Source organism: Pseudomonadota bacterium (genome assembly GCA_010028905.1).
Taxonomy (GTDB): Bacteria; Vulcanimicrobiota; Xenobia; order RGZZ01; family RGZZ01; genus RGZZ01.
Window position 1 is genome coordinate 1 of sequence record RGZZ01000096.1, and the last position, 13,349, is coordinate 13,349.

The window sequence follows — 13,349 nt, forward strand, 5'->3', positions numbered from 1 at the left end:
GAAGCCATCGGCCGCAACCCCGAGTCGACCGGCCGTCTCCAGACCGTGATGATCATCGGTCTGGCCTTCATCGAGTCGCTGGCCATCTACGCGCTCGTCGTCGCCCTCATCCTGCTCTTCGTCAAGTGGTAAGCAACGGCAGCTAGCCGGTTCGGAGCATCCCCATGCACATATCCGTAAATGTCCCCACGCTGGTGATCCAGCTCATCAACTTCATGATTCTTCTCGTGGCGTTGAAGGCAGTGCTGTATCACCCGATGGTGAAGGCCATCAGCGACCGTCAGGGACGCATCAAGAAGGAGCTCGACGAGGCCGAGGCGCTCAACCGCGAGGCGAAGGCGCTGAAGGATCAGTACGAGACGAAGCTTCGCGAGGCGCATACCGAGGCCGCTGGCATCGTGGCTGCCGCCAACAGCGAAGGTGAGCGACGCAAGGCCGAGCTCATCGAGGAAGGGCGTCGCGAAGCGGCGTTCCTGCTCGAGAAGGGCCGCACCGATCTCAACCGCGAGCAGCAGCAGGCCATGGGCGCGCTGCGCGAGCAGGTCGTTGATCTGTCGGTCGACATGGCCAGTCGTCTCTTCCGCGATGCGGTCTCGCCGGACCAGCACGTGTCCCTGGTCAACAAGTTCCTCGAGAAGGCGAGAACGCTCAATGTTGGTTGACAGCGCCGCTGAGCGCTATGCGACCGCATTGTTCGAGCTCGCCAAGGAGCAGGGCAAGGTGGCCGACATCGATGCCGAGATGAACAAGGTGGCGCTGCTCTCCCTCGGGCAGCGGGCGCTCAGTCGCGCCCTGCTGGCGCCAGATGTGGCGTCCGAGGTGAAGGCCAGCATCGTGCGAAAGGTCTTCGGCGCGTCGGTGTCTCCTCTCGTGGTCAATTTCCTGCAGGTCCTCACGGCGGCGGGGCGCTTTGCCGCGCTGCCCGACGTGGCTCGTCGCTTCCACGGCATGATGCAGGATGAGCGCGGTGAGGTGAAGGTCGACGTCGATACCGCCGTCGACCTTGGCGCCGAGGTGAAGACCCGTGTGGTCGAGCAGGTCGCTCGCCACACCGGCCGCGTGCCCAGCATCCAGTGGCATGTCGATTCGGAGCTGCTGGGCGGCATCGTCGTCCGCATCGCCGACAACATCATCGACTACAGCGTGAAGAGCCAGCTGCACGAGCTTCGCGAGCGGCTCCTGCGCTGATCGTCCCGTTATCGGGCCTCACGCATCCCGCGTCCATATCCCAGGGTGAACGCGCCGAGCGGGCGCGTCGAACATCGAATCGGAGGAGAATCGCATGACGATTCGTGCTGACGAAATCAGCGACATCATCAAGAAAGAGATCCAGGGCTTCGACGCGGAGGTACGCGAGGTCAACTATGGCACCGTCATCCAGGTGGGTGACAACATCGCCACTGTTTACGGCCTGTCGGAAGCCCGCGCCGGCGAGATGCTGCTGTTCGAGAAGACCGGCATCTACGGCATCGTGTTCAACCTCGAGGAGAACACCATCGGCTCCGTGATCGTCGGCCGCGACACCGAGATCAAGGAAGGCGATCGCGTGGTTCGCACCGGCAAGATCGTCGAGGTTCCCGTGGGACCGCAGCTCCTCGGGCGCGTGGTGAACCCGCTGGGTGAGCCGGCAGACGGCAAGGGCCCGCTCAACGCGACGGCGACGCGCCCCACCGAGTGGGTGGCCCCGACGGTGGTCGAGCGCCAGCCCGTGGGTGTGCCGATGGCGACTGGCCTGAAGGCCATCGACGCCATGGTGCCCATCGGTCGCGGCCAGCGCGAGCTCATCATCGGCGACCGCGGCACCGGCAAGACCGCCATCGCCGTCGACGCCATCCTCAACCAGAAGGGCAAGGACGTCATCTGCGTCTATGTCTCGGTGGGGCAGAAGACGAACAATGTCGCCGCCATCGCCGAGATCCTCGCCAAGGCGGGCGCGATGGAGTACACCATCATCGTCACGGCGAACGCGAACGAACCTGCGTCGCTGCTGTACCTGGCCCCTTATGCTGGCTGCGCGATGGGCGAGTACTTCATGTACACCGAGAAGAAGGACGTGCTCATCATCTATGATGATCTCACGAAGCACGCCAAGGCCTACCGCGAGATGTCGCTTCTCCTGCGCCGTCCGCCGGGTCGTGAGGCCTACCCCGGTGACGTGTTCTTCCTCCACTCCCGCCTGCTCGAGCGCGCCGCGCGCCTGAGCGACGAGGAGGGCGGCGGATCGATGACGGCGCTGCCCATCATCGAGACCCAGCTGGGCGACGTGTCGGCGTACATCCCGACGAACGTCATCTCCATCACCGACGGGCAGATCTTCCTCGACAACGATCTCTTCTACCAGGGCATCCGCCCCGCGGTCGACGTCGGTCTGTCGGTGTCGCGCGTGGGTGGTGCCGCGCAGGTGAAGGCGATGAAGCAGGTGGCGGGCCAGCTGCGTCTCGACCTCGCCCAGTTCCGCGAGCTGGCCGCATTCACCAAGTTCAGCGCCGACGAGCTCGACAAGGCCAGCCGTGACCAGCTGCGCCGCGGCGAGCGCGTGGTGCAGGCGCTGGTGCAGAAGCAGTTCCAGCCCTTGCCCAACGAAGAAGAGGTGGCGTTCATCTTTGCCGCCGTCAACGGCTATCTCGATGAGCTCCCCGTTACCTCGGTGAGCCGCTTCGAGGAGCGCTATCTCACCAGGTTGCGCGCCGACGGCGCCGACATCCTCGCGTCCATTCGCGAGAAGAAGGCCATCGACGACGAGACCCTGGGCAAGCTGAAGAGCTTCCTCGAGGCGTTCGTCAAGAGCTTCGCGGCTGAGCAGCAGGCGACGCGCGCATAGCGGCGGCATCGCGTCGGGGGCGGTCCCCCGACGCGACCGCGAATTTGGAGCAGCTCCATGGCAGGCGTAAGAGAAATCAAAGGGCGCATCAAGTCGGTGCGCAACATCCAGCAGATCACCAAGGCCATGAAGATGGTGGCCGCCGCTCGCATCAAGAAGGTGGAGACGCGCATGAAAGCCGCGCGGCCCTTCGCCTACAAGATGCAGGAGGTGGTGGGAGAGCTCACCTCGCAGCTCGAGGGTGCCCTCGATCCATTGATGGAGGCCCGCCCCGTGAAGCGCGTGGCCGTGCTCGTGGTGAGTGCCGACAAAGGGCTCTGCGGCTCGTACAACAACAACGTGGTCAAGGCGGCGATGCAGGCCCTGAAGGGGCACGTCGAAGCGGGCCGTGAGGTCGTGGTCATCCCGGTAGGCAGCAAGGGCTATCGCTTCTTCCTGCGCCGCCCCTACCCCATCGAGAACGTCATGACCGGGTGGAACCCGGATTTCGACACCGCGCGCGCGCTGGCGGACACGCTCACCGAGATGTTCACCAGCGGCAAGGTCGATGAGGTTCACGTGGTGTACACCCGCGTCATCTCGGCCCTCACCCAGGAAGCCAAGACCGATCGCCTGCTCCCCCTGGCGTCTGAGAAGACGCCTGAGCACGTTCTTCCCTACATGTTCGAGCCTGACCCGAACGCGGCGCTCAGCGCCATCCTGCCGCAGTACCTGCGGACGATCTTCTACCAGATCCTGCTCGAGGCCCGAACCTCCGAGCTGAGCGCGCGCCTGCGCGCCATGACCAATGCCACTGACAACGCCGACAAGTTCGTGGGTACGCTGACCCTCGACTTCTTCCGCGCGCGTCAGTCGGCCATCACCAACGAGATTCTTGAAGTCGCGAGCGGCGCTGAAGCGCTGAAGAAATAGGAGGCAGCACCCCATGGGAGTCGGTAGAGTTCATCAGATCATCGGATCGGTTGTCGACGTAGAGTTCAATCCGGGCGAGCTGCCCAACATGTACAACGCCCTCACCGTGAAGCGTGAGGAAGACGCTGGGGGCCGTGGCAAGGGCCTCGACCTCTATCTCGAGGTCATGGGCGAGCTGGGCAACAACCAGGTGCGCTGCCTGTCGATGGGCAGCACTGACGGCCTGCGCCGCGGAATGCCCGCGGTTGACACGGGAGACGCCATTCGCGTGCCCGTCGGTCCGAAGACGCTGGGACGCATCTTCAACGTGCTGGGCCAGCCCATCGACAAGCGCGGCCCGGTCGACGCGGTGAAGACCTACTCCATCCATCGTCAGGCCCCGTCGCTCGACCAGCAGGAGCCCACCACCAACGTGCTCGAGACGGGCATCAAGGTCGTCGACCTGCTCGCCCCCTACTCAAAGGGCGGAAAGACAGGCCTCTTCGGGGGCGCCGGCGTGGGCAAGACGGTGCTGATTCAAGAGCTCATCGCCAACATCGCCCGTGAGCACGGCGGCTACTCGGTGTTCGCCGGCGTGGGTGAGCGAACCCGTGAGGGCAACGACCTCTGGCTCGAGATGCAGCACTCGGGCGTGATCGACAAGACCGCCATGGTCTTCGGTCAGATGGACGAGCCGCCGGGTGTGCGCTTCCGCGTGGGCCTCACGGGCATCACCATGGCCGAGTACTTCCGCGATGAAGAGAACAAGGACGTGCTCGTCTTCATCGACAACATCTTCCGCTTCGTGCTCGCGGGCGCCGAGGTGTCGGCGCTTCTGGGTCGCATGCCCTCCGCCGTGGGATACCAGCCGACGCTGTCGACCGAGATGGGCCTCCTCGAAGAGCGCATCACCTCGACGCGCACGGGTTCAATCACCGCCATTCAGGCGGTGTACGTGCCCGCTGACGACATCACCGACCCCGCCGTGGCCACCACGTTCGCTCACCTCGACGCCACCACGGTGCTGTCGCGCTCCATCGCCGAGCTGGGCATCTACCCCGCCGTCGATCCGCTCGCCTCGACCTCTCGCCTGCTCGAGCCGCGATTCATCGGCGACGAGCACTTCGGTGTGGCCCGTCGCGTCCAGGAGATCCTCCAGCGCTACAAGGACCTGCAGGACATCATCGCCATCCTGGGTGTGGAAGAGCTCTCCGAAGACGACCGTATCATCGTGGGTCGTGCTCGGCGCCTGCAGAAGTTCCTCTCGCAGCCGTTCCACGTGGCCGAGGGCTTCACGGGGCGCAAGGGCAAGTACGTGCAGCTCAAGGACACCATCAAGAGCTTCAAGGAGGTGGCCGACGGCAAGCTCGATCACCTGCCCGAGCAGGCCTTCTACATGCAGGGCGGGCTCGAAGATGTGCTCGAAGAGGCCAAGAAGCTGGGCGTCGAGGTCGGCCGCTAGGCCGCGCGAGATACAACCGTGAGCCTCATCAGCGACAAGAACTTCCACGTCGAGATCATCACCCCAGAGCGTGTTCGCTTCGGCGGAGACGCACTCATGCTCAGTGTGCCCGGGGTTGAGGGGCAGATGGGCCTGCTGGCCAATCACGCCCCCATCCTGTCACTGCTCCAGGCCGGGCGGCTCACGTTGCAGACCCGCGAGAGCACTGTCAACATGGCTGTCGGCCCTGGTTTCGTAAAGATGAGCAACAACCGCGCTGTCTGCCTCGTCGATTTCGCCGAGAACGCAGGCGATATCGACAAGGCCGCCGCCGAGCGCCGTCGAGCCGAGCTCGAGAAGCAGCTGGCGGCCGAGTCTGATTCCGTCAAGCAGGATGCGCTTCGCACCCAGCTGCGGGCCGAGCTGGCGCGCCTCGAGGTCGCCGGCGCTCGAGGAGCCTGACCCGGTTGCCACACCTGCGCGTGCAGGGAGGGCGTCCTCTTCGCGGTGAGATCGAGGCGCTGGGTGCCAAGAATGCGGCGCTGCCCATCATGGCCGCGGCGCTTCTCTGCAAGGGCGATGTGATTCTCACGCGGGTGCCGGACATCTCTGACGTGCACGTCATGACCGAGATCCTGCGCTCTCTCGGAATGGTGGTGGAGTCGCCCGCGCCCGGAACACTTCGCCTCAACGCCGACCACATCAGCACCACGCGCGCGCCCTACGAGCTCGTTCGGAGGATGAACGCCTCCTTCGACGTAACCGGCCCGCTGCTGGCGCGCTTCGGGGAGGCTGATGTCGCGCTGCCAGGCGGTTGCAACCTGGGCCAGCGACGGGTCAACCTTCACCTCGACGCGTTCCGCTCGCTCGGCGCGGAGGTGCATCGCAGCCACGGCTTTGTTCAGGCTAAAGCGACCCGCCTGCAGGGGGTGACCATCGCGTTTCCCCATGTCAGCGTCGGTGCGACCAAGAACGCCATGATGGCGGCCTGCCTCGCACAGGGCACCACGGTGCTCGAGAATGTCGCGCGCGAGCCTGAGGTCACCGATCTGGCACGCTTCCTGAACACCATGGGGGCGCGGGTGAGCGGCGAGGGGTCTCCCAGAATCGAGATCGAAGGGGTCGACGCGCTCCACGGCGGCACCTACGAGATCACCTCAGATCGCATCGTGACGGGGACGTTCCTGATCATGACCGCCATCGCCGGGGGAGAGGTGCGCGTCACGCACTGCCACCCGGAGTACCACGATGTGCTCATCCAGCAGCTGCGGCGGGCCAACCAGGAGGTCGACGTCGAGCCACAGGCCATCCGGCTGCGATCTCGTCGGCCGGTTCTCCCCCTCGAGGTCACCACGGCACCCTACCCTGGGTTCCCCACGGACCTGCACCCGCCGATGACGGCGCTTCTCGTCCTGGCCGACGGTACGAGCATCATTCGAGAGACCATCTTCGACGGGCGCTTCATGTACGCAGGCGAGCTCGTGCGACTCGGCGCCAACATCCGCATCACTGATCACACCGCGGTGGTCACAGGGGTGAAGTACCTGGCTGGCGCACCGGTCGAGGCGCCGGACATCCGAGGAGGGGGCGCTCTCATCGCGGCCGCCCTCGCCGCGGAGGGAGAGACGCTCATCGGGGGGTTGCAGTTCATCGATCGTGGCTATCAGCGTATCCACGAGCAGCTGGTCTCGCTTGGCGCGGTCATTGAGAGGGTAGAGGAAGAACGCGCGCCGGCCGCAGTCTGATCGACGTCAGCGATCGGGATCGGTCGTGCCCTCGGAGGATTTGACCGGGGTGGGGCGAAACCCGAGTTCGAGCAGAATCCGTGTGAGGAGAGACCGTGCGGGATCGCAAAGAGTTCAAGGTCAGCTTCAAGGGGTTCTGGCTTCTCTGCATTCCTTCGGCTGCGGTCTCGCTGGGGCTCATCGGTTTCGGCTTTAACTACTACAACAAGATCCGCCTGATTGAAGAGAGCGCCCGTAAAGGCGGCGGCACGCTGCCAGACAGCTTTCCCCCGGACTGGATCTTCTACGCACTGCCCTGGACGGTGGCGGCAGTCATTGCGTTTCTCTATCTCTGGGTATACATGCTCGAGAGCCGACGCAAGATCATTGTTACACCGACGCACCTCGAGATCGTGCGGGGAGGAGACACGACGCGTACGCTGTGGCAGAATGTCTCCCTCACCCCTCCTCGCTCTGACAAGAAGTCTTTCCGCAGCGCACTCCTCAGCGATGGCACCCACTACGAGACGGTCTACGAGTTCTTCTATCCCGAGTTCCAGCTTCTGGTCGATTTTGTCACCGACGCAAAGAAGCACGCCCGCGAGAGCATCTCGACCTGAGGCGTTTCGCTCCCCTGGCGCCCGCGGTGGCGCCTCTCTGCACGAGGCACTGTCTCTCACGGGAGTGATGGCGTGACAGTCGCGTCGACGAAGGTCTCACATCGGCTTCTTCGACCGGTGCTTCTCATCGCTGGCGGCCTTCTGGCTCTCATGGCGGTGCTGCTCTGGGTCGTTCTCCCGCGCGTGGCCATCGATCTGGTCAATGCCTCCCTGGTTGGTCGGGCTTCCTGGACGCGCCTGCGCATCACCCCCCACGCTCTCGCCGCAGATGGCGTGCGTCTCGACAACGCTTCTGGGGACTGCGTGATGAAGGCCGCCCAGGTTGTCGTTCGTTTCAGCCTCCTCGACATGGTTCGCCACCGCTCACTCGTGCCCGGCATCCGCGAGGTGGAGGTGGCCGAGCCAGAGCTCTTTCTCGAGCGTCGAGCAGACGGGTCGTTCAACCTCGAGCGCGTGCTCCGCCCCTCGGAGGCCATGGTCGAGCTCGAACATCTCTTTCGTGGCATCGTTCGTGTGCCGGAGGGCAGCCTCGTCCTGGCAGATCGCCGCTTTGGCGTCGAGACGGCGGTTCGGCTGACATCGGCCGTCGTAGACATGTCCGACCTCGAGCACTGCCGGGCTGAGCTCGGGTTGCTGGAACGGGGCCCACAGGGGGTGAAGATCACAGCGGTTGCGTCGTGGAAGCGCGACCTGGTCGACACCCGCGCGCGGGTTTCGCTCGAGGGGCTCGAGGTTGCTCGCGCGATGGGGTATGCGATGGCCCTCACGGGCGTGAAGCAGGCGCCGATCTCTGTGCGCGCGGGGCGGTTGAAGCTGAGCGCGCTCCTCTCTACCGTGGGGCCCCTGCGCACGTCGTGGGACTCGCTGCACGTGACGGGCACCGCGTGGGCAGAGGGCCTGGCGGGTCGCGTCGAAGGAAGGCCCCTCGAGTTCCGGGATGGGCGCCTCCTGGCTTTCCTCACGCGCGACATGATAGACATCCGTCGCTTCACCGTGCGCATCGGGCGCGATGCGCTCGAGCTTGCCGGACGGCTGTTCGATCGGCGTCAGCCCCAGCTCGACCTCGAGCTCCGGCTGCGCAGCCCGTCGATTGCGTCGAGCCTGCGTGCGGCCGGGTTCTCTCTCGGACTCGCGCTCGATGGTTCGGTGCGTGGGTCGGTTCGTCTGAGGGGGGCGCTCAACGGCCCACCCGTCGCGCAGGTGAGCCTCGCCTCGCCCCGTCTGATGGTAGCCGGAAGGCGCCTGCGCGACGCCACCGCGCGAATCTTCTGGACTTCGGGAACCTGGCGCGTCGAGCAGATGCGCGCGGTCGCCGACGGAGGGGGCACCGTGGAGGCGCAGGGCTGGGTGCTCGGCGGCGATGGCCGTCGCATGATGCTCGATGTCCGGGCGCGAGACGCCCGTCTCGCGGCCTTGTTCGGCGCACAAGCGGGCGCGGCCGCTCGTGCGTCGGTAGACGTCACGCTGATCGGCGCCCCCGGGAACCCGCTGGTGCTGGGAGAGGGTCGGCTTCGCGATGCGTCGGTGAACGGTGTGGATGTGTCGGAGGTGTCTGGGCGGTTTGTGTGCAGCCGAAGCGCGGTCATCGTCTCTGACGTGCGGGCCACCACCGCGGCGGGACGTTTCCGAACGCCCGTGGGGTACCTCGGTCTGGGAGGCGATCGCGAGATCTTCGCCAGGGTGGAGGGAGAGGGCATCTCTCGCGCGCTCGGCGGCGCAGAGGTGCAGGATGCGTCGCTGTCGCTGACCGTGGCGGGCCGGGCGCGTGATCTCTATGCGGCTGGACGGGTTCGAGCCGCCTCTGTTCGCGCGGCGGGGATGTCGATGCGCGGCTTCGATGGTGTCGTGGCGGCGTCGAGACACACTGTCTGCCTTCTTCAGGGGGCGCTGGGCCTTGGACCTCGGGCTGTCTCGCTCACGGGAACGGTCCTGCCTGATGTGCGCGCGTTCGAGGTCACCGCCAGCAGCGACGGCATGGGAGTCGAGACCCGCGGTCGATACGATTCGCGAAGTCTTCGCGGCCTGGCCTACGGCCGTGCCCTCGACGCCTCGCTGCTTCGCGCGTTCGGGCTGAAGCCGTGGTTTCCTCGAGGCAGGGTCGACGTGATGGCGCTCTTTGCGCTCGACCACTCCACCAGGGGCGTCGATCTCGATCTCGTCGGGCGCTCGGGTGACCTGCATGTGGGCGGCATCTCGTTCGACCGCCTGGCGCTCTCCGCGTCTCTTCTCGATCAGGCGCTCGCCATCCGCACGGCCTTCCTGTCCGGGCCGGCGGCCGTCATCACGCTTGCGGGAGCGGTGCCCCTTCGTGAGCGTGGGGCGTGGGCCTTGCGCTGGAGCGCGGATGTCGCCCACCTGGGCAAGGTGGTGAACGCCCTCGAGGTGGGGACGGCCCCGGCGCGCCTTCGCAGCGTGCTGCTCGACGTGCTTCGGCTGCGCAGCCTTGCCGGGCACGCGTTTGTGCACGGTGAGGTGCGCGGTTCGCGCCAGGCCGTGCGGGTCGATGGTCACGTGCTGGCCGACAAGGCGCGCCTGCACGGTGAGCCCTTGTTTGCGCAGGCCGACTTCCGTGCCCATCGAGGCGGACTCGTCGTGCGCTCGGGACGCGTGGTGGTGGGGGGAGATCAGGTCGATGTTGCCGGCAGCGTCGGCCTTGACAGGCTGCCCGTTCTCGACCTGTCGGTGAGCACCCCGCAGCTGTGGGTTCAACGGGCGCTGGGCTTCACGCCGTATTCAGGGGTTGCCTCGAAGGGGTGGCTCGAAGGCAAGGTGCGGGTCACGGGCCGGGTCGACCGTCTCGCCGCCGCGGGTCGGGTTCGTCTGCACGGGGTGACCGTTGAGAATCAGCCTGTCGATGAGGCGGAGGTGGTTCTGCGGGCCGCGCCGGATCGCATCGTCGTCGAGGGCTTGCGGGCGCGTCTGGGGGGTGGCGTCATCACGGGGCGCGGTGATGTTCGCGTTCGGGGTCCCGTCGATCTCATGCTGAGCGCGCGCGCCTTCCCTCTCCGGGAGCTGGTCGCGCTGCGTGGGTCGCCGCTGGAGCAGGGCCACGGAGACGTCGACCTCGGGATCTCGGGAACCCTGGCCCATCCTCGATATGCCCTCGACCTCGATCTGCAGGGACTGGGGCCGCCGGAGCGTCAGGTGGGTCTGCGCGCCAGCGGCAAGGTTCGCCTGAGCGGGCGGCGCGTCGACGTGGAGGGACTGCGCGTGGGGCGCGATGGCGCGCCGGGTGAGGCACGACTCGACGGATCGCTCGAGCTTGCCCGTCAAGGCCTGCCCGCGACATTTGGCGACCTTCTCGCGGCGCGTGGGTCGCTCGAGGCTTCGCTGCAGGACGCGCCGCTCCGAACGCTGCTCGGATTCAAGCCAGGTCGACGGGTCGACATCTCGGGCCTGCTCAACGGCAACGTCAAGCTCTCAGGAGCGCTCGGCCGCCCCCGTGTCGAGGGGGCGGTGGAGGCGCGTGACGTTCGATCAGCGGGGTTCGACGTGGGTCTGGTTCGTCTCTCGGGTGCGCTCGACTCCGCCGCGAGCACAATCGAAGGGGCTGAGCTCACGGTCAGGGGAGGCGCCGGCACCCTGCTTGCTTCGGCAAGCGCAGACAAGGACAGCGGACGTCTCTCTCTGCAGGCCAATGATCTCGAGGTCGCCGCGCTGGCTCCTCTCGCCCCCTGGAGCTTCCCCTTCGCAGGCCGCCTCGACGCTTCATTCGATGCCAGCGGCCCGCTGTTCGAGCCCGTGCTGGGCGGGCGCTTCGAGCTCAGCGAGGGGCGCGTCGCGGCGCTTGCGTTCGATCAGCTCAGCGGTGCGCTGAGCGGGCGGCAGGGGAGCTATCGTCTCGAGCGCTTCGTGGCGCGCAAGGGGGCGCATCGCGCCGAGCTTAGCGGGGGATTCTCGCTCGCCTACAGGAACGGCGAGCTCGTCTCCCCATCTCCCGTCGATCTGAAGGCGTCCATCACCGAGAGCAGCCTCGACGTCCTGTCACTCTTCATCCCCGACATGCAGTCGTCTCCAGGCCGCCTTCGGGCGCGACTGTTCCTCTCTGGCACCTATCCCGATACCCGTCTCACGGGAGAGCTCACGGTGCGTGATGGGGTGATTCGGAACAAGCGTCTCGCCAACCCCATCGAGAACCTGAACATGAACGTGACCCTCGATGGGCGCCGACTCGAGATCAAGAACACCTCGGGAAGCATGGGACGCGGGGTGTTCACCGTCTCGGGAGGCGCCGATCTGGCCGGGCTTGGCCTCTCCGACATCAATCTCGGCCTGAAGGCGAGCGGCCTGGGACTGACCGTTGCACCGTACCTGGCCTCGGTGGTCGACGCTGACCTTCACCTCGTCGGCTCGAGCGCGAACCCGTCTCTCGTGGGCTCGGTCACGGCGCAGAGCGCGCGTGTGTCGCTTCCGCTGAGCAGCCTGGCCCGGGCTGGGGGAGGCCTTGGCGCGCCCTCGGGAGTCTCGTCGCCCGCGCCGCAGGGGGGCGGGCCGGCAAGCGTCGAGCGCCTTGCAGATGGGGGGCGGAGCGCGTCCGCCGTGGCGGCGTCAGACGCGTCGCTCGAGGATCGCAGAGCGCCGTTCTCGCTGCCGCCCGTAACATTCAGTGTCGATCTGAACCTGGGGCGCGATGCCTGGCTCCAGTTCCTCGGCAGCGCGGTCCGGGTCGAGGGCCAGCTGGCTCTCGTGGGCAAGGGCGACAAAGCGGCTCCTGCCGGTCAGGTCACCCTTCAGCAGGGACAGATTCGCATTCCGCTCTTCCCGGTGTCGCTGCGTCTGACGGGAGGGCGTGCCTACTTCGACCCGACTGCGGGCTGGATGCCCAATCTTGCTGCCGCAGCCACCGCCCAGGTCGGGGATTATCAGGTCTACGTCGATGTCCGGGGAACGGCCAGCGATCCGGACGTGCGCCTGAGCTCGAACCCTCCGCTTCCCCAGGGGGCCATCCGCCAGCTCCTGCTCGGAGGGACCACGGCCCAGCAGGGGCTGATGGGGCCGACGGGCTTCACCCAGAACCAGTCCATGGGCCTGGGCGCGCTCTTCACGGTGGCGCAGGCGACGTTCCTGCAGCCCATCACGAGCTTCATCGGCCGCATCTTCGGGGTCAGCGAGGTCACCCTCGAGCTCGTTCAGCAGGGGGGCATCATGTTCACCGTCTACAGGGCGCTCGATCTGAAGCAGAAGCTGAACGTGCTCTTCAGCGCGGTGCAGGGGACGGTGCCCGAGGGGCTCCCGCGCAACCTGTACGGCTTCGAGTATCGCTTCAGTCCGTCTCACCTGGTGCGCATGTCAAGCGACAACCTCGGGGGCTTCCACTTCTTCTATCAGCGTCGCTGGCGCTTCTGAGCGTCTTCTCGACGGGGGCCGCGGTGGCGTTGAGCAGCATCCGACCCCAGGTCTCCACGGGCGGGGCCCGCTTGCCGGATGCCCATCTTGCGCGGTCTGTTAACATTCTGGATTGAAGGATTACCATACCCCCTGTCGAAACCAACCGAAACATTTTTGCCCAAAGACAAAAAACCCTGAGTTCATGCGGGTTCGCGCCCTGTTTTTTGAATCGCTTTCACATCTTGGCGGCGCCATCGCTGAATCGCTTTCCACTACATCAAGACGCGCTCGGGGGAGGCCTGGGAGGTTTCTGATCTGACATGAAGAGGATTCTCGCGTTTGCGCTCCTGATCTGCTTGTGGACCGTTGCATGCGGCGGGGTTTCGAGCGTCCACGCCGCCCCCGCGGTCGCGCCACAGGAGGCGGGAGCGCCCTCTGCGCGGCCTGACGGCCCCGTCGAGGCGCCCGCTGCTGCGCCGGCGCCTGGCGGCGATGTTGCCCAGGGCGTGCCCGCTGCCGCGAGC

Annotated in this window: 10 protein-coding genes; all 10 read left to right on the forward strand. The window is 66.3% G+C overall.

Annotated features, from left to right (window positions below; translation table 11 throughout):
* Positions 1–132 (forward strand): F0F1 ATP synthase subunit C (locus tag EB084_09060; GenBank protein NDD28397.1); only part of this gene is annotated, 132 nt, incomplete at its 5' end.
* Between the two features lie 32 nt (positions 133–164).
* Positions 165–662, forward strand: a complete 498-nt coding sequence (gene atpF / locus EB084_09065; GenBank protein NDD28398.1) for an ATP synthase F0 subunit B — start codon at positions 165–167, stop codon at positions 660–662.
* Positions 586–1,188: an ATP synthase F1 subunit delta gene (gene atpH, locus EB084_09070; protein NDD28399.1), complete on the forward strand. Its 603-nt coding sequence runs from the start codon at positions 586–588 to the stop codon at positions 1,186–1,188. Before atpF ends, atpH begins: the two co-directional genes overlap by 77 nt.
* Before the next feature lie 94 nt (positions 1,189–1,282).
* Positions 1,283–2,821 (forward strand): F0F1 ATP synthase subunit alpha, encoded by a 1,539-nt coding sequence (locus tag EB084_09075; GenBank protein ID NDD28400.1) that lies wholly within the window; start codon positions 1,283–1,285, stop codon positions 2,819–2,821.
* A gap of 57 nt (positions 2,822–2,878) precedes the next feature.
* Positions 2,879–3,733: an ATP synthase F1 subunit gamma gene (gene atpG, locus EB084_09080; GenBank protein ID NDD28401.1), complete on the forward strand. Its 855-nt coding sequence runs from the start codon at positions 2,879–2,881 to the stop codon at positions 3,731–3,733.
* A gap of 13 nt (positions 3,734–3,746) precedes the next feature.
* Positions 3,747–5,174, forward strand: a complete 1,428-nt coding sequence (gene atpD / locus EB084_09085; protein ID NDD28402.1) for a F0F1 ATP synthase subunit beta — start codon at positions 3,747–3,749, stop codon at positions 5,172–5,174.
* 18 nt (positions 5,175–5,192) lie between these two features.
* Entirely contained in the window at positions 5,193–5,615 is a 423-nt protein-coding gene (gene atpC / locus EB084_09090; protein ID NDD28403.1) for an ATP synthase F1 subunit epsilon, read from the forward strand.
* Positions 5,616–5,620: 5 nt separating this feature from the next.
* On the forward strand, positions 5,621–6,898 hold the full coding sequence (murA, locus tag EB084_09095; GenBank protein ID NDD28404.1) for a UDP-N-acetylglucosamine 1-carboxyvinyltransferase: 1,278 nt from the start codon (positions 5,621–5,623) through the stop codon (positions 6,896–6,898).
* A gap of 95 nt (positions 6,899–6,993) precedes the next feature.
* Positions 6,994–7,497: a hypothetical protein gene (locus tag EB084_09100; GenBank protein ID NDD28405.1), complete on the forward strand. Its 504-nt coding sequence runs from the start codon at positions 6,994–6,996 to the stop codon at positions 7,495–7,497.
* Between the two features lie 117 nt (positions 7,498–7,614).
* A complete protein-coding gene (locus EB084_09105) occupies positions 7,615–12,843 on the forward strand; it encodes a hypothetical protein (protein ID NDD28406.1) in 5,229 nt (1,742 codons plus the stop codon).
* Positions 12,844–13,349: the final 506 nt, after the last annotated feature.